The organism is Paenibacillus sp. MSJ-34, from assembly GCF_018918005.1.
In the GTDB taxonomy this organism is placed as follows: Bacteria; Bacillota; Bacilli; order Paenibacillales; family Paenibacillaceae; genus MSJ-34.
The window spans coordinates 1-18,750 of sequence record NZ_JAHLPR010000058.1; the positions used below are offsets into that span (position 1 = coordinate 1).

General features: G+C 50.0%; 16 protein-coding genes and 1 pseudogene. 4 read left to right on the top strand and 13 right to left on the bottom strand.

Features of this window, described 5'->3' with window-relative positions; translation table 11 throughout:
• Positions 1–107: 107 nt before the first annotated feature.
• On the bottom strand, positions 108–380 hold the full coding sequence (locus tag KQI79_RS23510; RefSeq protein ID WP_216540756.1) for a MerR family transcriptional regulator: 273 nt from the start codon (positions 378–380) through the stop codon (positions 108–110).
• A gap of 285 nt (positions 381–665) precedes the next feature.
• Here KQI79_RS23510 and KQI79_RS23515 point away from each other — a divergent pair, with 285 nt between their 5' ends.
• A complete protein-coding gene (locus KQI79_RS23515; protein WP_216540757.1) occupies positions 666–1,397 on the top strand; it encodes an alpha/beta hydrolase family protein in 732 nt (243 codons plus the stop codon).
• Between the two features lie 227 nt (positions 1,398–1,624).
• Complete coding sequence (locus KQI79_RS23520; protein WP_216540758.1) at positions 1,625–2,200, top strand: class I SAM-dependent methyltransferase; 576 nt, start codon at positions 1,625–1,627, stop codon at positions 2,198–2,200.
• Here KQI79_RS23520 and KQI79_RS23525 read toward each other — a convergent pair.
• From KQI79_RS23525 to KQI79_RS23555, 7 genes are all read right to left on the bottom strand, one after another.
• On the bottom strand, positions 2,183–3,724 hold the full coding sequence (locus KQI79_RS23525; protein WP_216540781.1) for a gamma-glutamyltransferase family protein: 1,542 nt from the start codon (positions 3,722–3,724) through the stop codon (positions 2,183–2,185). The genes KQI79_RS23520 and KQI79_RS23525 overlap by 18 nt on opposite strands.
• A gap of 132 nt (positions 3,725–3,856) precedes the next feature.
• A complete protein-coding gene (locus KQI79_RS23530; RefSeq protein ID WP_216540759.1) occupies positions 3,857–4,699 on the bottom strand; it encodes a carbohydrate ABC transporter permease in 843 nt (280 codons plus the stop codon).
• 7 nt (positions 4,700–4,706) lie between these two features.
• Positions 4,707–5,591 (bottom strand): carbohydrate ABC transporter permease, encoded by an 885-nt coding sequence (locus KQI79_RS23535; RefSeq protein ID WP_216540760.1) that lies wholly within the window; start codon positions 5,589–5,591, stop codon positions 4,707–4,709.
• Between the two features lie 69 nt (positions 5,592–5,660).
• Positions 5,661–6,977 (bottom strand): ABC transporter substrate-binding protein, encoded by a 1,317-nt coding sequence (locus tag KQI79_RS23540; RefSeq protein WP_216540761.1) that lies wholly within the window; start codon positions 6,975–6,977, stop codon positions 5,661–5,663.
• Positions 6,978–7,120: 143 nt separating this feature from the next.
• The gene (locus tag KQI79_RS23545; protein WP_216540762.1) at positions 7,121–7,879 is read right to left on the bottom strand and encodes a glucosamine-6-phosphate deaminase; all 759 of its coding nucleotides are present in this window, start codon (positions 7,877–7,879) and stop codon (positions 7,121–7,123) included.
• Between the two features lie 37 nt (positions 7,880–7,916).
• The gene (locus KQI79_RS23550) at positions 7,917–9,227 is read right to left on the bottom strand and encodes a family 4 glycosyl hydrolase (protein ID WP_216540763.1); all 1,311 of its coding nucleotides are present in this window, start codon (positions 9,225–9,227) and stop codon (positions 7,917–7,919) included.
• On the bottom strand, positions 9,224–10,222 hold the full coding sequence (locus KQI79_RS23555) for an ROK family protein (RefSeq protein WP_216540764.1): 999 nt from the start codon (positions 10,220–10,222) through the stop codon (positions 9,224–9,226). The genes KQI79_RS23550 and KQI79_RS23555 overlap by 4 nt, the downstream gene beginning before the upstream one ends.
• 143 nt (positions 10,223–10,365) lie before the next feature.
• Here KQI79_RS23555 and KQI79_RS23560 point away from each other — a divergent pair, with 143 nt between their 5' ends.
• Entirely contained in the window at positions 10,366–11,244 is an 879-nt protein-coding gene (locus KQI79_RS23560; protein ID WP_216540765.1) for an AraC family transcriptional regulator, read from the top strand.
• Positions 11,245–11,353: 109 nt separating this feature from the next.
• Here the strand turns inward: KQI79_RS23560 and cydC are convergent, their stop codons facing one another.
• The 4 genes from cydC to KQI79_RS23580 form a co-directional block, all read right to left on the bottom strand.
• Positions 11,354–13,081 carry a thiol reductant ABC exporter subunit CydC gene (gene cydC, locus KQI79_RS23565; protein WP_216540766.1) on the bottom strand — a complete coding sequence of 576 codons (1,728 nt, stop codon included), beginning with the start codon at positions 13,079–13,081 and terminating at the stop codon, positions 11,354–11,356.
• Positions 13,078–14,811 (bottom strand): thiol reductant ABC exporter subunit CydD, encoded by a 1,734-nt coding sequence (gene cydD / locus KQI79_RS23570; protein ID WP_253298364.1) that lies wholly within the window; start codon positions 14,809–14,811, stop codon positions 13,078–13,080. Before cydD ends, cydC begins: the two co-directional genes overlap by 4 nt.
• A 76-nt stretch (positions 14,812–14,887) precedes the next feature.
• Entirely contained in the window at positions 14,888–15,904 is a 1,017-nt protein-coding gene (locus tag KQI79_RS23575) for a cytochrome d ubiquinol oxidase subunit II (RefSeq protein ID WP_216540768.1), read from the bottom strand.
• Positions 15,901–17,265 (bottom strand): cytochrome ubiquinol oxidase subunit I, encoded by a 1,365-nt coding sequence (locus KQI79_RS23580; protein ID WP_216540769.1) that lies wholly within the window; start codon positions 17,263–17,265, stop codon positions 15,901–15,903. Before KQI79_RS23580 ends, KQI79_RS23575 begins: the two co-directional genes overlap by 4 nt.
• 240 nt (positions 17,266–17,505) lie before the next feature.
• On the opposite strand from KQI79_RS23580, the pseudogene KQI79_RS23585 reads away from it, so the two are divergent.
• Positions 17,506–17,667: pseudogene (locus KQI79_RS23585) on the top strand (kanamycin nucleotidyltransferase C-terminal domain-containing protein); the annotation flags it as partial.
• Between the two features lie 20 nt (positions 17,668–17,687).
• Here the strand turns inward: KQI79_RS23585 and KQI79_RS23590 are convergent.
• Positions 17,688–18,632: a vWA domain-containing protein gene (locus KQI79_RS23590; RefSeq protein ID WP_253298365.1), complete on the bottom strand. Its 945-nt coding sequence runs from the start codon at positions 18,630–18,632 to the stop codon at positions 17,688–17,690.
• Between the last annotated feature and the right edge of the window lie 118 nt (positions 18,633–18,750).

An 18,750-nucleotide genomic window follows, 5' to 3' on the forward strand; every position in this document is an offset into this window, starting at 1 on the left:
TCATTCAGGGAGAATTATCATAATTCCCCCTCTCGTATATCCGGATGCGGTCAGATTAACCGTCAATAGCAGGATAACTTACACCATCAATCTCCGGACATTATGCGTTAGCAATAACAGTTAAGCATCATCATTTTACGCTCAGCAATCGTGTTATCACCTTCTTTAAACAAATATACATATTTCTGAATTTGTGCAATGGGCATACCCGTTGCTCGAAGTGCAGTAATAAAATGAACCCATTCCAAATCTTCTTGATCATATAGACGTTTTCCATTTTCATCACGCTTTACAAAAGGAAGCAAACCTTCACTTTCATAGTATCGAAGTGTGGAAGCCGCTATTCCTGTCATCTCAGTGACTTCTTTTATACTTATCATGTTTATTAACCTCTCTCCTTTTTGTTAAAGTATACTTTAATAGTGTTCAAAACAACACAGCGATGATGATAGCAGCGATGCATCAAATCGTACTTAATTATACATGATTTATCGAGGAAAAATACCCTTGACTTAAAGTTTGCTTTAACAGTTATGCTGTTAATGCAATCAAATTCGAAGAGGTTATGCCGAAAGATTCTGTAAGCGGGGAACGTTATTAATAAAGTAACATTCATAAGAAGCGACTGCCACTTATTGAGTGGTTTGGAGAAAGGAGGGAGACGAGTGGAATTGTCCTTGGCCATTCGCAGTAACGATGTCCGATTGGCGGCATCGCTGCATTATCCTGTACATAACATCGTTGCCGAGAAACCGCATTGCAGATGGCCGCTTATCGTGATCTGTCAAGGATTGGCCTCCAACCGTATCGGCGTAGACCGGCTATTCGTTGAAGCGGCGGACTTTTGGGGAGAAAACGGATATTTAACGCTCACATTCGACTTTGCAGGCTGCGGGGAAAGTACCGGTGAATACGGGGCGGGCGGTCTGGAGGACATGGTGGCGCAAACACGGCATGTCCTTGACTATGCGTGGCAATTGGAAAGCGTTGATCCGAGTCGTATCATTCTACTCGGCCATGGTTTGGGTGGAACTACGGCTGCATTAACAGCCGCATTCGATAAACGTATCAAATCACTTGTTCTCTGGGCTGCCATAGCCGAACCGTTGGGAGATACCGCAGGCGTCATACCTCCTCTTCGACACGCCGGCCGCTTCGCAGGCGATGTTTTACTCTTACATGGCATGGATGATATCGTCGTCCCGGTTAATCAATGCTCGTTATTCCAGGTATGTTACTGGAACAGATCCGATGGAAAGTGCGATAAAATAATCCTGCCGAAAGCAGATCATACTTTTTCCAACAGCGGGCATCGACGCCGGTTATACAACGAAACTGTTCATTGGCTGAACAACCTTGAAAAACAAAAAAAAGATCGAGAAGCTTGGACTTATTAAAGCGAAATTTTGGATTAAAAACTCTAATATAAAAACAGAGTCATGCTTGAACAGGAGAATTAAGTTCAAGCATGCCTCTGTTTTTATTCAACTAATGTCTATGGTGCAAGGTCTTTTTCCTTCCGCCTTTCTTCAGATTTTCTTGAGAAATATCATACGAAGTTCTTCATAATTTTTCGGTATGATTCAGACAATGAAGAAAATAAAGGAAGCGGGAGGAGAACCATTTGCCTACGAATGAATATGCACTGTTTTTACATCGATTTATTCAAAATCCAAAACAAGTCGGAAGTGTTGTACCCAGTTCGCGATTTCTTGCGGGTACAATGGTTCGATCTGTGCCATGGAATGAAGTAACCGCAATCGCCGAACTCGGTTCCGGCACAGGCGCTATCACACGTTTTATCGCACCGCAAGTAACCGGATCTGCGAAAGCGTTATTGTTTGAAATGGACGACATGATGAAAAATGATTTGCAAACAACCTACCCAACCTTCACATGTCACTCAAACGCTTGCCATTTAACGAAAATAATGAAGCAGCAAGGCATCAGTCAGTTGGACTGCATTATGAGCGGGTTGCCTTTTTTCAATTTTAAGAGCGCTCTGCGAGAAACGTTACTCAATGAAATTTCAGAAGCATTAAAACCGGGAGGATATTTTATCGCCTTTCAATACTCCCTCCAGATGAAAAAACATTTGTCCGAGAAGTTCGTTATAGAAAAGATCGATTTCGTGCCTTTTAATTTTCCCCCGGCATTTGTTTACACATGTCGCAAAAGGGAGTTACCAAACCGCTATTGAACCGTCGGTACGAGGCTCTGTCGCTCCAACCATAACTCCGTTCGGCTGACGCAATATGATTTGCCCTTTGCCAAAAATCCGGCGGTCGGCCGTCCATTCGATATCGTGGCCCTTTCTCGATAGCGCCATCGCGATATGGTCGGGGAAAGACGGCTCGACGCATACCGTCTTCCCCCCTTTCCAATGCCATCTGGGCGCATCCAGCGCTGCCTGAGGATTCAAACCGCAATCGATCATGTTCGTAAGCACCTGAATATGACCCTGTGGCTGCATGTACCCACCCATAACGCCAAAGCTTCCGACGGGCTCTCCGTTCTGCGTCAAGAACCCTGGAATGATCGTGTGATAGGATCGTTTGCCAGGAGCCAAGGCATTGTCGCTCAGCGGATCGAAGGAAAAGTTTGCGCCGCGATTTTGCAGGCTTATCCCCGTTCCCGGTACCACAATTCCGGAGCCGAATCCGTTTGCATTGCTTTGAATAAAGGAAACCATATTTCCCTCGCCGTCCGCTGCCGCGAGATATACCGTGCCGCTTTGTGACAGATCGCCGGGTTCCGGCTTCATCGCGCGCTGACCGATCAACTTCCTGCGCTCCGCAGCGTACCGTTCATCCAGCAACTGTTCTATACGAACTCTCATATGCCGCGGATCGGCAATATAATGTCGACCATCTGCAAAAGCCAGCTTTAGCGCCTCTATCTGCATATGGTAGGTTTCGGCATCCTCTCGCCCATCTACATCCATATCCTTCAGCATGTTCAGCGCTATTAACGCGACAAGCCCCTGTCCGTTCGGCGGAATTTCCCATACCTGAAAACCTTTATACGAGATGCCGATCGGCTCCACCCATTCGGCGCTATAGTCGGCGAAATCCTCCGGAGCGAAATACCCGCCCGTCCGCTGCGAAAATGCTACGATTTCCTCCATTAATTCACCTTGATAAAAAGCTTTCCCGTTCGTTTCGGCAATGGCCGCCAGCGATCGGGCATGATCCGGAGAAGACCAGACTTCCCCGATCTCGGGCACTCTGCCGTCTATGGTGAATGTCTCAAACCAGGGCTCAAACGCCTTTCCTCTTAGAGTATCGCGAAATACATCCGTTTTGAGCTTCCACCGGGTCCACAGATCAGGCTGGATCGGGAATCCTCGTTCCGCTATCTCGATAGCCGGCTGCAATAAGGATCGGAAGGGAAGCCGGCCGAACCGTTCGGACAGAATAGACCATCCCGCCGGAACTCCCGGAACCGTCACAGACGGCCAGCCCGTCTCCGGTATATGATCATAACCTTGCCGCTTTAACCGATCGATGGATAAGGCCTGCGGAGCCGGCCCGCTGGCATTCAAACCGTGCAATTTCCCCTCCGTCCACAACAACGCGAAGCAATCGCCGCCGATGCCGTTGGATGTGGGTTCCACCACGGTCAAACAGGCGGCGGCTGCGATGGCAGCGTCGATCGCATTGCCCCCCTGCTTGAGCATATCGAGTCCTGCTTGCGCAGCGAGCGGCTGCGATGCGGCGACCATCCCCTTCGAAGCATAGACCGCATGCCTTTTCGACGGATACGGGTAATATAACGCATCATACCGCAATTGAATAACCCCTCTCTATTCTCGGGATTTCGCCGCGAAGGTTCATCCCTTCGTACCGCAAAGCAATTATCCTTTTAATCCGCTAGTACTAATTCCCTCTACGATATATTTTTGAAAGAAAAAGAACACCAGCATGACAGGAATCAGACTGACTACCATCATGGCAAACATGGCGCCCCAGTTCGAAACCGCTTCCGGGTCGGCAAACATCTTCAGGGCGAGCGATACCGTATATTTCGACGGACTGCTCAAATAGATCAACGGCCCCATGAAGTCATCCCATCTCCAATAAAAAGAAAAAATCGCCGAGGTCATCATTGCCGGCATCACAAGCGGAATAATGATCCGGTAGAACACCATAAACCTGTTGCAGCCATCAATCGTCGCCGCTTCATCCAATTCATACGGTATCGTTCTTATAAATTGCATAATAAGAAATATGAAAAAGGGTGTGCCGAAAAAAGTGGGAAAGATCAAAGGCCAGTACGTATTGATCCAACCAAACCAGTTGAACATAATATATTGCGGCACCATGGTGATCTCGCCCGGCAGCATCAACGTCAACAGCATACAAATAAACCAGAGCTTCTTGCCTCTGAATCGCACCCTAGCAAATCCATAAGCGACAATCGTCGATGAGATCACGCTTCCTACGGTAGCCAATATGACGACAAACAGCGTATTTCTATAGAATGTCGTGAACGTTACGCCGCCGAAACCTTTCCAGCCAATCGCATAATTCTCAAAATGCCATCCTTGAGGAATTAAAGAATTAGCCTGGACAAACACCTGGGAGCTTTCCTTCAACGAACTGGATATAAGCCAAACGATCGGATACAGCATCACAATGGTCAAGACAACTGCGATGACATGTCTAGCTGAGACCGATAACCGATGCACATTCTTCATCCGGATACTACCTCCCATCCTCATAATGCACCCAATAACGGGAACTTGTGAACACTAGCGCTGTCAATACCGCAACAATGAACAATAAAAGCCATGCCATCGCAGAGGCATACCCCATGTCGAAAAAGACGAATCCCCTTCGAAATAAATACAATACATATAGAAGCGTACTATTCAACGGTCCGCCATTCGTGATGATAAAACTGGGAGTAAAGGTCATGAAGCCGCCGATCGTTTGCATCACAAGGTTAAAGAGGATCACCGGCGACAAGAGCGGCAGGGTGATCTTGACAAATCGCCGCCAAGCCCCCGCTCCATCCACATTGGCCGCTTCATAATACGACATCGGTATATTTTTCAGTCCGGCCAGAAAAATCAACATCGCTGATCCAAATTGCCACCCTACTAGCAGTACAATCGTCCAGATCGCCGTTTTCGGATTGCCAAGCCACGCAACCGCGGGGATATTCATACTCTCCAATATCGCGTTCATAGCTCCGCGACTGCCAAATAGTTGCTTCCACATCACCGCTACAGCTACACTGCCGCCGACAATCGAAGGAAGATACAGCATCGTACGATAAAATCCGGAGAAACGGATAATCTTGCTCAGTAGTATCGCAATCGCTAATGACACGATCAGTTTGAACGGTACAGAGGTTACAACAAAAATCAAGGTTACTTTCAACGAATGCCAAAATAACTCATCCTGAAAAAACATCCGCTTGTAATTTTCTATTCCATTCCAACGAGCTTCGCCAATCAGATCATACTCCGTGAACGATAGATAGAAAGACATGAGCACCGGAAAAATCGTAAACAAAAAGAAACCAATTAAAAAGGGAGATATGAACGAATATCCCGCCATGTTTTGATAGCGTTTATGCTTCATCTACGCTTCCTCCAATTTCCATGATCCCGCAGCGCGCTTTTTTTGCTGCGCACTGCAGGATCAAGACGTTTACTGGCTGAGCAAATTTTCGGATCTTGTTCTGAATTCCTTGGCCGCTTCTTCAGGGGTAATCAACCCAAAGAGCACCTTTTCTTCAATTTCCGTGTAAATGCTGACATTTTCCTGGAAGGTAAGAGGCAAGTTGAAATTCTTCGGGCTGCTATGAGACGATAACAGCTCGATATAATCGAAGGATAACAGGACGGAAGGATCGACTTTGTCACGGATTCCTTCGCGCACCGTTGCGTTAATCGGCACCCCGCGTCCCGCTGCCAGAATCGTGTTGGCCTCTACGCTGTTATTGAAGAAGTTAATAAACTTGGCCGCTTCTTCCTTATTTTTGGATGAATTGGGGATCGACCAGTACTGGGATTCCTTCAAGTACATGCCTTTGTCTTCGCCCGGCCCCGGCATCGCCGCCATCAGAATCGGTCTTTGCGCCGAATCGTTCAAATCGCTGATCGTGTTGGACCATGCTCCGACCATCATACCGGCCATACCGTGTACCAACATCGAATTGTTCGTCATATTGTATTCCAAATTCACATCCGGCGGCGGTATAATCCCTTCCTTCACCATGCTATGCAACATTTGAAAGTAATCGATCAGAATTTGGTCATCATCAAATCCAAGCCCATTGCGCTGCTCGTTGAACCATTGGTATCCGCGTTGGCGCACATAATAATCAAACAGATCGCGATTGGTCGCTAATGTAAAACCGTATTCCACGAGTCCTTGTTTCTTTAACTCGCGAGCGGCTCCTATATAGTCGTCCCATGTCCAGCCGAGTTCCGGTTGATTCAGATTGGCCTTCTCAAACAGCTTCTGATCGTAAAAAACGGCGAGCGCATTTTGCCCTACCGAGATACCTGCCAATTGACCGAAAAATGTGCCGTTGGACGTAACGACCGGATTCACATCGGACATATCAATCAGTCCGCTTTCCACAAACTCGGTCAAATCATGCAGCAATCCTCTTTCTGCATACTCGGAGAGGAAACTGCCCATATTGACCACATCAGGCATGTTGCCTCCGGCAGCCTGAGTGCTCAGTCGATCTACGTACGCATTGAAATCCGCAAACTCCATCTCGATCTTAATGCCGGGATTCTGCTCCTCATACAGCTTCACCACCTGTTGAGTTGTATCATGCAAATATTGGCTCCCCCACCACGCTACCCGCAGCGTCGTTTTTCCCTCCTGATTTTTACCTCCCTGTTTCCCATTGGCCGGAGCCTCGCCTTGCTCATTGCCGCCGCATGCAGCAAGCGACAAGGACAACATCACCACAATACTTAGTAGTGCAATCCATTTCCCTCTTTTCATGCTCGTGAACCTCCCCAATTATTAATGAACAGCATATAAAAGCGCTTTCAAATCATCTTCTTAATAACCGCCGCCCACAGGAAACGGGTTCTCACAGTGGAGCAGCGGCTCTCTATACCCCGCACGTTCCTTGCATACCGTGCCTATTCACCTCTTGCGTATTTCCTGCATACGGATAGTGGCCCGCCGGCTGCTTCCTCATCCATAAACACAGTCACGAACGGATGAAGTTGCAGAACCGATGCCGGTACATTCGGGGTAACCGCCCCGAACAAGGACCGCTCTGCGATCTTCGCTTTATGCTTTCCTTTCACCACAAGCATAATGCGCTTGGCCATCATAATATTGCGAATCCCCATCGTAATCCCTTGACGAGCCACTTGATCGATGGAACCGAATAACTCCGCTTTGGCCTTAACCGTCGTGTCGGCAAGATCGGCGACTCTCATCGTAGTTTCGAAGGCCGTACCCGGTTCATTGAAAGCGATATGTCCGTTTTCTCCTACGCTGAGAATCTGAAGATCGATCCCGCCGCGCGCAGCGATCGAATCTTCGTAATATTTGCACTCTTGCTCCAAGGATCGGGCTGCACCATTGGGCACGAATATATTCTCATCAAGAATGTTCAGCCATTGCAACAAGCTTTGCTGAATTCGCGCCCGACAACTGATCGGATCCGTTGGCGCGAGCCCCACATATTCATCCAGATTAAACGTCGTGACGCGACTATAATCCAAGTCGAGGTGTTGACGCAGCTCCACCATCCTGCGGTATAGACCTTCAGTCGTATTTCCAGTTGCGAGACCTAACACGCTATCCGGTTTTTGTACAACCTGTCGGCTGACGACAACGGCAGCCGACCGATCCACCTCATCCTCATTTTTCTTTATATATAGATCCAATATGATGATCCCACCATTTCCTATCTAAATTATGAAGTTAAAATTGAGGCAAATATCGTTTTTGCGCCTCAATCAGTTCATTCGTCAATGCAGACGCTTGCGCCTCATCCGTGATGTAACCGCCCATCATGATCGCTTCCAGAAATAGATCGCGATCTCCACGCAACCCCGCTTCAACCGTTTTTTCGACGATCTCAACATGTTTGTGAATCACTGCGTACAGATTGCGCGGAAAATCATGAAGCTGCAGTGCCTTAAATCCGCTTGCCGCCGCCGCGGCAGGAAGCTCCAGAACCGCATCCGCCGGCAACTCCGGCAGCGCATGTCCGTTCGGCATATTGACATGATAGATTTTGCGCTCATCTTTCTCCAAGGAATCAATAATCTCAATCAGTTGCTCATGTTCGCCATCGAAGCGCTGAAAGAAATCTTCCGGGAGATCCGTATCCGAGGAAGCGAGGCGCATCGAGTCGGCAAATACCCGATCCCCGTATTCGATTGTTCCTTCGAATGAATAGGCGTCAATTCCCAGCGTTTTCCCGTAATAACGTCCTTCCAGCATGCTCTCTTCCGTAAATTCGGAGTAATGTCTGTCATCCGACACCGGATAAACGCCATAAGTCTCGATGACACTCCTCGATAACGGACCAATCTCGCTCTCCGCAGCTCCTTTGCTTCGTTCCAGCTGTTCACGAATTCGCGGCCAGGCATCCTTGCCGTCGCAACGCAGATCATACATGAACACCATGTGATTGACCCCTGCCGCCAAAGCTGTCGTACGACTATGATCCAGCCCGGCGAAACGAGCAATGCGACGCTGACCGTTTTTCACACCGTGACACAAGCCAATGACCGGAAATCCCGTCTTTTTGATCGTTGCTCGCACGATGGCGGTCATCGGGTTGGAGTAGTTGAAGAATCGCGCCCGAGGACAGTACACCATCATATCCTCAACCAACCCGACAACCGCGGGAATCATCCGCATCGCCCGGGATATCCCGCCGGGTCCTACACTATCTCCAACCGGATGAAAGATGCCGTACTTCCGGGAAATAAACACATCCTGTTCCCACGCCCGTCTGCCTCCGACCCCGATCGTACTCACCACATAATCAGCCCCGGATAATACATCCCTGCGATCTGTAGAACAAGACAATTGCAAATCGCTGCCTTGAGCTGCGATCATCTTCTCACACAAACGCTGCATCCCTTTAAGCACATCCGCATCCGTATCCACTAGCGCAAGATGCCAACGCTGACCGTTTTTTTGCTCAATCAAATCCATAATGAAGCCTTGTGTAAACACGACGCTACCCGCGCCGACGAGAACAATTTTTTTGCTTGTCATCGTATTCCCCCTGAATGAAATCCATATTGTCTGCCTGCAATGCATGCTGCTCCGAGCAACCCGACAAATGATGGATCCAGCTTTGATTTCTTCAAATTGTTGATCCCGGGATGCGCAAAAGTTCCTGCATGCGAGTTGATATAGGCAAGCAGTCGATCGTACAACCAATCTCCGTTGAACAGCCCCCCGCCAAATACAATCGCTCCGGGATTCAACAACACCAGCAAGTTAATCACCGCTTTTCCCAAAGCTTTTACGGACCGTTCAGTCAATTCCACAGCCAACGGATCGCCGTTATCGGCTGCGATGAATATATCTCCGACAGTCAACGCCACGTTGGAAGCATTCCCGCTTGAACATAAGGAACTCGTTCTTCCGGCGCCGATCGCCTTTTTCACCAGAGCTATCATATCTCCGCCGGAAGCGACCATCTCCAGACATCCTTTTTGGCCGCATTTGCATAATTCGCCTTCTTCTTCCACCAACATGTGACCGATCTCGCCTGCCGCCCCGATCGCGCCGCGAATCAACTCCCCACCGCTGACCAAACCGGCCGAGATGCCCGTCCCTACGTTCAAATAGATAAAATCATCGTAAGCCGTTCCCATCCCCCACTGCATTTCAGCAGATGTTGCCGCGAATACGTCATTATCAATGGCCGTTTGCAGATCGTATCGCTCAAGCATGAGCTCGCCCATGTCAACTTCTTGACGTATGGGGATATTCACCGCCTTCTTCCAAATGCCGTTCTTGGCGTCTACTTGACCGACAAGCCCCATGCCGGCAGCATAAGGATATGGCAGATGCCGTGTTTTGTCCAAATAAAGATCAATCGCTTGGAATATGGATGAAAGTGTTGTTGCCTGATCTGTACGGTCCATCGGAAAGCGTTCGCTGTAAACGATTTCTCCCGTTCCTCGAACATGTCCGATTCTCACTTTTGTACCGCCGACATCGACGCCCAGAATCGCTTGCTGCTTGCCTGAATAAGTCATGACACCTCCGCAATTTTTTTAGTAGTATTGATTGTCTTATCCAACAGGACAATGCTATTATAGCACCAGGCATTGCTGGTTCAGTATGTTGCGTTAACCTGTTTTTATGTATAAATCAACTGAATGGATGAGGAGGTATGATCTTGAAATACGCTTCTACTTACGCTTCCACTTACAGTAATGAAAATTATCATGGCAACGGATTCGCCAGCAAGGACGAGTACGTCCATGTTAACAGCGCCGGCTATTATGAGTTTGACCCTCCTAACGGTTTGACCTATCGCCAGTTTGGAAGGCAAGATTACTATCTCTCCTATAATCATTCCGGCGAAATGCTCGTGAAAATCAATCAGAAGAAGTATGAAATCGGCCCGGGCACCGTCTTTATCTATCCTCCGTTTGCCGAACAATTTTATCAGCAAAAAGACAATAATTTGATTTCTAATTACTGGGTTCATTTTACCGGGTTTGGCATTCCTGAATTGTTGCTACGATCGAACTTGGAGTACAATCAAATTTACCGCCTGGATGTCAATACGGAAATTCCAGGCATGATCGAGGAGATTATCGAGGAGATATCGCGCAAGCAGCATGATTATCAGTACGTGGCTTCAACGATTTTGCAGAAATTATTCTTCATCATCTCTCGTAAAAATCAAGCCAAAAACAACAAAAACCCGAATGCTGTTCGGGACAACAGAATCTCCCAATCCATTGAGTTTATTCACCAAAACTACCGGGAAGCGATCACAGTCGCCGAACTTTCCGAGATCAGTTGCTTGAGTTTGAGCCGTTACACAGCGGTGTTCCGTGAGATTGTCGGGGTGTCGCCACAACAATATCTCGTTCATTATCGCCTGCAAAAAGCCAAGGAGCTGTTATCCACTACCGATCTGAGTGTGGGGCAAATAGCGGATCTCGTCGGGTATTCAGACCAATTCCATTTTAGCAAGACATTTAAGAAATATGAGACTGTAACTCCTCTCGCATATAGAAAGAACGGCAAAGCGGATCGGCAATAATGAGTTTCCAAGGAAGTCGAAACCCGGCAGACCGAACGATCTGCCGCTGCTATATTCCGGGGACCAGAGCGGCGGTTACCCCCGCGGTGCACCGCCGACAATTTCCCCGTCATGATCCGGCTTCGCCGATCATTTGCAACTCGATTTGCTTCATTTCGTAAAAATATCCCTTTTGCTCCATCAGCTCCGAATACGAGCCCGCTTCAACGATTCTGCCTTGGTCCATCACCAAAATCCGGTCCATCTCTTCCAAGCCGGTCAGCCGATGGCAAATCAGAAGAAGCGTATCGCCCTCCGCCTGTGCCAACAGATGCCGGAAAACGCGCTGCTCCGTAACGTAATCCAGGGAAGACGTCGGTTCGTCCAGAAGCCATAACCGCCCTTTCCGGAGCATCGCGCGGGCCAAGGCCAGACGCTGCTTCTCTCCGTCCGACAAGTTCTCCCCTTTCTCATACACCGTATCGTGCAGCGACTTATTCGGCAGCTGCACTTTATCCAGCACAGCCGACAACTCGTCGTCGGAATGATGTTCCTCATTCAAGAGCAGATTGTCCCGAATGGTACCCCGAAAGAAATGACTTCGCTGCAGCACAACATTTGACGCTTGCCAAATGCCCGCATCATCCAGTTCCATAATTGAAACATCGTTGAAACGAATGTGGCCGTCTGTCGGTGTACGCAGCTTGAGCAGCAATTCGACAACGGTTGTTTTGCCTGATCCGCTCGGCCCGACAATGGCGGTTTTCGACCCAGCCGGAAGTTTGAGAGAAATGTCCCTGAGCGCCGGCCGCCATTCATCTTCATATTGAAACGAAAGCCCGCATAGCTCAATCGAAACGCCCTGCTTGACGGATAGGTCGCCGCTTGGCTGCGGCGGCTGACGATCTGCGGCATGAACCGTTTCCGCAAGCCGCTTGGCCGCATGTTCGCTCTCCTGCTTATAGGCGGGCAGCACGGCCATTGCCGCGGCTTCTTCAAACACCGTAAGCGAAGCCATGACCAGCATCGCGAGAAACACGCCGGCAAGCGAGCCTTCCATCAGCAAATAGGCGCCGAGAACAAGCACGCCCCAGGAAATGAGAAACGTCACAAAAGCATGCAGCGATTGCCCGCGCAGCAAATGCCGCGCTGCCGCTTGCTGTTCGGCCGCCAATGCGGCGGAGGCATGCTGCAACTGCTGCTCGCGCTTGTTCAACTGCCCATATACTTTCAAATCGCGGAAACCGTAAAGCATTTCGGTTACCTCCGTGGAAAACGCCGCCCGCTGCCTGCGAACGCGGCCCTGTATCCTTCTCTGCCCAAGCAGAACAAGCCCCGGAACGACAAAAGCCGTCGCCAGCATCCCCAGCACAAACAAACAGGCCATCCAGAACGAAAAGGCGGAAGTAAACAAAACCGTAGCCAAAAAGACCATGACGACAATGACAGGGGGATAGGCGACGCGTAAAAAATAATGCTGCAAGCTCTCTACATCCCCGACGATCCGTGCGAGCAGCTCTCCGCTCCGCTTTTTGCCGAATATCCCTGGCGTCAAAGGAACGAGCTTGGCAAAAAAGGAGGTGCGCAAACGGCTGAGCAGCGAGAACGTCGCCCGATGGGAATACAATCGTTCCGCGTAGCGGCTTGCCGCCCGCAGCAGGCCAAGTATTTTCACCAGGGACGTCAGCACAATCAAGGTATAGAGCGGCGGGGCAAATACCGTCTGCGAGATCATATACCCGCTTGCGGCAAAGAGGATTACACCTGCTATGCCGGCAATGAATCCGGCGATGATGGCCAGAGCGATATCCTTCCGTTCCTGAATCATCGCCTTTGTGAAAATAGCCAGCTCATTCATGCGAGTCCCCCTTTCCGCCCTGCATCCACCATCTCGGCATATTGGGGCAGACGAGCAAGCAGTTCATCATGGCGCCCGCTGTCCAGCAGCGCTCCGTTGTCCATAAACAAGATGCGGTCGGCTTGCCGGATCGTGTATAAGCGGTGAGCCACCGTAATCATGGTCGCCTTGCTCGCCAGTTCGGCAATGGAACGCTGCAGGACGCGTTCGGTATGCAAATCCAATCCCACCGTAGGCTCATCAAATAAAATGACGGCAGGCCGCTTCAAAAAAGCGCGCGCCAGCGCAAGCCTTTGCTTCTCGCCGCCCGACAATCCCCTGCCCCCTTCGCCGACGAAGGTGTCATAGCCTTGCTCGAGTTCGGCGGCAACCCCAGCAAGCCCGGCGGCCTCCGCCGCCTGCGCGATCTCGGCCCTGGAGACGTCCCGGCCCGCGCCAATCGCAATATTGTCGGCAAACGTGCCGGCAAAAATATACGGATGCTGGGTAATATAGCTGACGCGATCAAACCACGAAGCCTCATCGTACCCCGCAAGCGGACGTCCGTTCACCAGCACTTCGCCCGACGCCGGTTTCAGCAACCCGGCAATGAGATGCAGCAAGGTGGTTTTGCCGGAGCCGCTTTTTCCGACGATGGCGATTTGCTCCCCCGGTCCAAACGACATGGAACCGGCGGCAAGTTCGAACGAATCCGGCGCATACCGAAACCGGACATCCCTGAGCTCAATGGATGGCGGCATCCGGATCGGCTGCAAAGCGGCTGTCTCCGGCTTGTCCGCTTTACCCATCCCATCGTCCTCCGCAAGCAATTCTTCCACTTTACGGACTGCCCCCATGCCGGTGCGGCCGCTATGAAAAGCGGTTCCCGTGTTTTTTAACAGGCTGTAAAACTCGGGCACCAGCAGCAGGATCAAAAAGGCGGTGTGGAAGGACAGCGATTTGAAAACGAGCAGTTGAAGCGCGAGCTCAAGCGCAACAATGCCAATGCCGAGCATCACGATGGATTCCAGCATGAATGTATTGGTAAACGCAATTCGCAAAATACCCATCGTTGCATCCCGATAAGCGAGGCTGCTGCGTTCAATTTCCTGCTGTTGGCGATAAGCACGACCGAATATTTTGAGCGAAACGAGCCCTTGAAGAGAGTCGAGAAACGTACCGGAAAATTCGGCCAACTGCGCAAATTTCTCCTCGGATTTTTTCTTCGTTCTGAGCCCTACAAGCACCATAAATATCGGGATAAAAGGGGCGGTAACCAGCATAATCAATCCGGAATTCATATGCTCGGCAAAAACGACGATCAATATCAGGATCGGAATGACGGCGGCTTCCGCCATACGCGGCATATACTGGCTAAAATAACTATCCGCCTCATCCACAGCGTCCAGCGCCACACTCACCTTCCCGCCCGTTTGTCCGCTAAGCGCCGCCGGTACGGAAGCATTGGACAGCTTGCGCAGCACCGCCGCACGCATCTCCGTCTTGGCCCGGGCAGCCATGCGCAAGCCGATTCGCCCGTTGCCGTACGACAGCAGCGTACGCGCAGCCATAACGCCCAGCAATGCGCCCAGGATGGCAACAACCGACGAAAAGGAAGCGCTCTGCACAAAAATCCGCTCGACCGCTTCGGCAAGCAGCGCCGCCTGGCCTGCAATGGCTGCGCCGAGCGCAAGCGACATGCCCCCCAAGAGAACCAAATGTTTCCTTTGTGCGGACACGAGTTCAGACATAAGACTTTTTTTCCCCTTCACCCAAACTTCCCTCCCTTATACAAACGACTGCGAGGTACCGAATGCATACGCCCGTTTATTGTTTGCCTTTTACATAATCCGCGTCAAAGAGGAATAGCCTGAAGACCAGAATAAGGGACGGAATCAGCAGGCACAGGCCGCCGATAAAGGCGACTACAAGCGCAACGCCCATCGACTCATGGGTGGCGCCGCTTTGAATAGTAATGTACGGATCGAGAATATAAGGATATTGCCCAATACCGTACGCAAAAAAGGCACAGAAAAATTGCAGCATGACACAAATGAAGGCCAGTCCATAACGGCGCCCTTTGTACAGCAGCCACATGGCGATCATGAAAAAAGCAACGGAAAGCGCCAGCAGCCACCATAAATCCATCATGTTTTGAAAATGCCGCTCATTATGTTGGCTAAGATAAATAAATGCCGTTAAAGCGGCAATAATCGTTGGCGTACCCCAGAACAGGGCATAGGTCCGCATCAGCTTGAGCGCCGGCTGATCGTCCGCCCGCGAAGCGTAGAAGGCCAGGAACGACCCGCTAATAAACAGCACCGATACGATAGCCAATGCGACGATGCACCACGACAACGGGCTTGTCATGAGTGTCAAATAGTCCAGGGTAACAGCCCCGCCTTCCTTCACAATAAAACCGCCTTCGGACAGCGTCAGCGCCACCGACAAAGAAGCCGGAATCAGCAAACCCGTTGCTCCATACAAAAACAGATACACGATATTTTCTTTGGAGCCGTAATTTTCAAACGCGTAGAAGGAGCCGCGAATGGCCAGAAGAATCACGGCGATGCTTCCCGGTACAAGCAGCGCAGAGCCGTAATAATAGGCCGTGTCCGGGAAAAAGCCGACGATGCCGACGAAGAAAAAGACGAAAAATACATTGGTAATCTCCCATACCGGCGATAAATAACGGGATATTAAACGATTGATCAGGTGATCCTGTTTCGTCAGACGGGCATAGAAGGCAAAAAAGCCGGCGCCGTAATCAATGGAGGCCACAATTAAATAGCCGTACAAAAAGAGCCAAAGCACCGTGATGCCTGTCAACTCGTAACTGATCATACCCGCTCACCCTTTGCCATGGATTGAACATGCTTCTCTTTCTCAAACGTTTCCAGCTCGGCTTCTGCCGGATTGTTGCGGAACAAGCGCCTCAGGACATAGACACACATGACCCCCAGTACAATGTACAACAGCAGGAAGAGGAAAAAAAGAATCCTCACATTCGGCGATGTAGTGGCCGCTTCCTCTACGCGCATATATCCGCGGATTATCCACGGCTGCCGCCCGACTTCCGCATAAAACCAGCCCAGTTCAACGCCCAAAAACGCCAGCGGCGTACTCAACACGATCGCCCGAAGCAGCCATTTGTTGAGCTCGTTGCGTTTCTTCCGGAACAAGAACAGAAAATATAAGAGCGCAACGGCCAAAATAACAAAACCGATCCCGGCCATCAAATCAAACAAATAGTGTACGAGAAGCGGCGGGCGTTCATCGAGGGGAAACTCCTCCAGCCCCTTTACCTCGGCATTAAAGTCTCCAAAGGCCAGAAAGCTGAGCGCTTTCGGAATGTGAAGGGCTCCCATGACCTTCTGCTCCGCAGTAAGCCAGCCCAATAAAATCAAATCCGCGCCGCTTTCCGTTTGAAAATGCCATTCTGCCGCCGCCAGCTTCTCCGGTTGATGCTCCGCCAAGAACTTGGCCGACATATCCCCGGCTACCGTTGTCAGCAAGCTGAACGCCAGAACGGCCGCCATCATGAGCTCCAAAGCTTTCTTGTAATAAGCCGAGGCCCCTTTTCTTAGAATCGCGAAGGCGGCGATTCCCGCCAGCAGAGCCGCTCCCGTCAAATAGGCCGAGGTTAAGACATGGAATACTTTGGAGGCGGTCGCCGTATTAAACATCGCTTGCAGCGGATTAACCGCCGTAAAGTGGCCTGCTTCCATGACAAATCCCCCGGGCTGATTCATAAATCCGTTCACCGACGTAATAAAAAAAGCGGACATGCTTGCCCCGGCGACAATCGGAATCGTCAGCAGCCAATGAATATACGGATTGCGGAACCGATCCCATGTGTACAAATAAATCCCCAGGAATATGGCTTCAAAAAAGAACGCAAAAACCTCCATAAATAACGGGAGTGCGACCACATTTCCCGCCAATTGCATAAAGTTGGGCCAAACAAGCGCAAGCTGCAAGGCAATCGCCGTTCCCGTCACGACGCCAACGGCCACAGAAATGACAAATCCTCGCGTCCATCTTTTGGCCATGAGAATGTAATGAGAATCCTTCTTGCGTATACCGACGAATTCGGCAATGGCAATCATGAGCGGAACGCCGACGCCAATCGTCGCAAAAATGGCGTGAAACGCCAAGGTCAGCCCTGTCAGCCATTTGCTCCATAGTACCGTATCTATCACCACGTCAGACTGTCTCCTTTCAATCGCTGTTACGTTTGTTAACGGGATGGTTGCTAGCAACCACATGCCCGATATGTAAAAGCTATTATAACGAAGCATTGTCTCAAATGAATCACGAAAGCTTCTCCGTTCAAAAAAGAATCAAATCTTTCCGACAACTCGGTGAAAAACAAAAAAACCACTCCATCGAGCCATTGATCCGTTAGTCGATGTGTGGTAATTGCAGTCTAGTTTTGGTTATAATGGTCTCTGACGCATGGCCCATTCTTTTCCCCGCTGGGCTTGTTTGATTCCAAGGGCTTTTTTGCAACGTTAAAAAAAGCGGCCGAATCCCCAAGCAGGGAAGATTTCACGCAGGCAATCAACGGGATTCTTGTAGGTGAAATGTACGAATTTATTGGGAAGCCGTTCAAACAGTTTAAAGCTCACAAATACCGCGCGATCATTCGAACCAGCTTGGCCGGGAACTCCCTCAGATTCGTAATATCCAAAAATCTCTCGTTCCCATAAATTTGCTGAATGACATCTTTGTCCTGACCGATCGCGGCAGCCAAAAACGTAATTCCTTTCCGTTCATATTCCGCTATCGTTTGCTGCATGTCTTGGGCAGCGTAACTTCCGGTATAATCGTCCATCGCCTTCGGTTGCCCGTCGCTTAAGCTGATCAGCAGTTTGGTCTCTTGTGGAGCGGCCGCCAACTTCTCGGCAATGATTCGCAGTGCCAAGCCATCCCGGTTATTGCTTCTTGCTCGAATGCCCATTAGCCTGAACCGGTCATAGGAATCCGTCTTATGAAAATCCGCATACGCAAATAGCGACATGTGCTCCATCTTGGACACATCGGCTGTATCGCCGTAGATCAAAATGGGAATATGACATATTTGACAAAATTCATATACCGCGATCGCCGCGCGTTTTGCTGCCTCCAATCTCCCGAATGCCGCCATTGATGCGGATTCATCGATTCTCAGGCCGACCGCCAGGGAGGGAGATTCCGTCGGAGGGCGTTTCTTGGCAAAATGCCTGTAATTCCGGTAAGCGACGCTTTCCGCTTGAAACTTGGCGCCATAATAATGATTTCTCGCGAATTCAGCGGAAACCTCATGCTCCAGCAGGGGAAGCGTTTTTCTGGCAATTTCCCGTACGACAGGCATAAGCTCGTTGCTTAAGGCGATATATTCCTGTTTATGGTCGGGAGCATAGTCCGGACGATGGACAATAAGCTTTACACCCTTATGAATCGATGCGGATACGATCTCCCGCGCATCTCGATTCAGTTTTTTCCGGAAATCGCGTTCTTTTCGCTTCGCATCCTCCGACATCGGTTCAGGATTCGCCTGATGAACTCTCGGCGAACCATTCTCCCCCAAATCCGAGCTTTCCATTAAGCTGGAATCATCGAAAGCACGGTCAGATGAGCTTTCATCGCTATCCGCGGACTTTTTAAATGCAATCCCTATTTCTTCTTCACTGCAGCCAGGGTCAAAA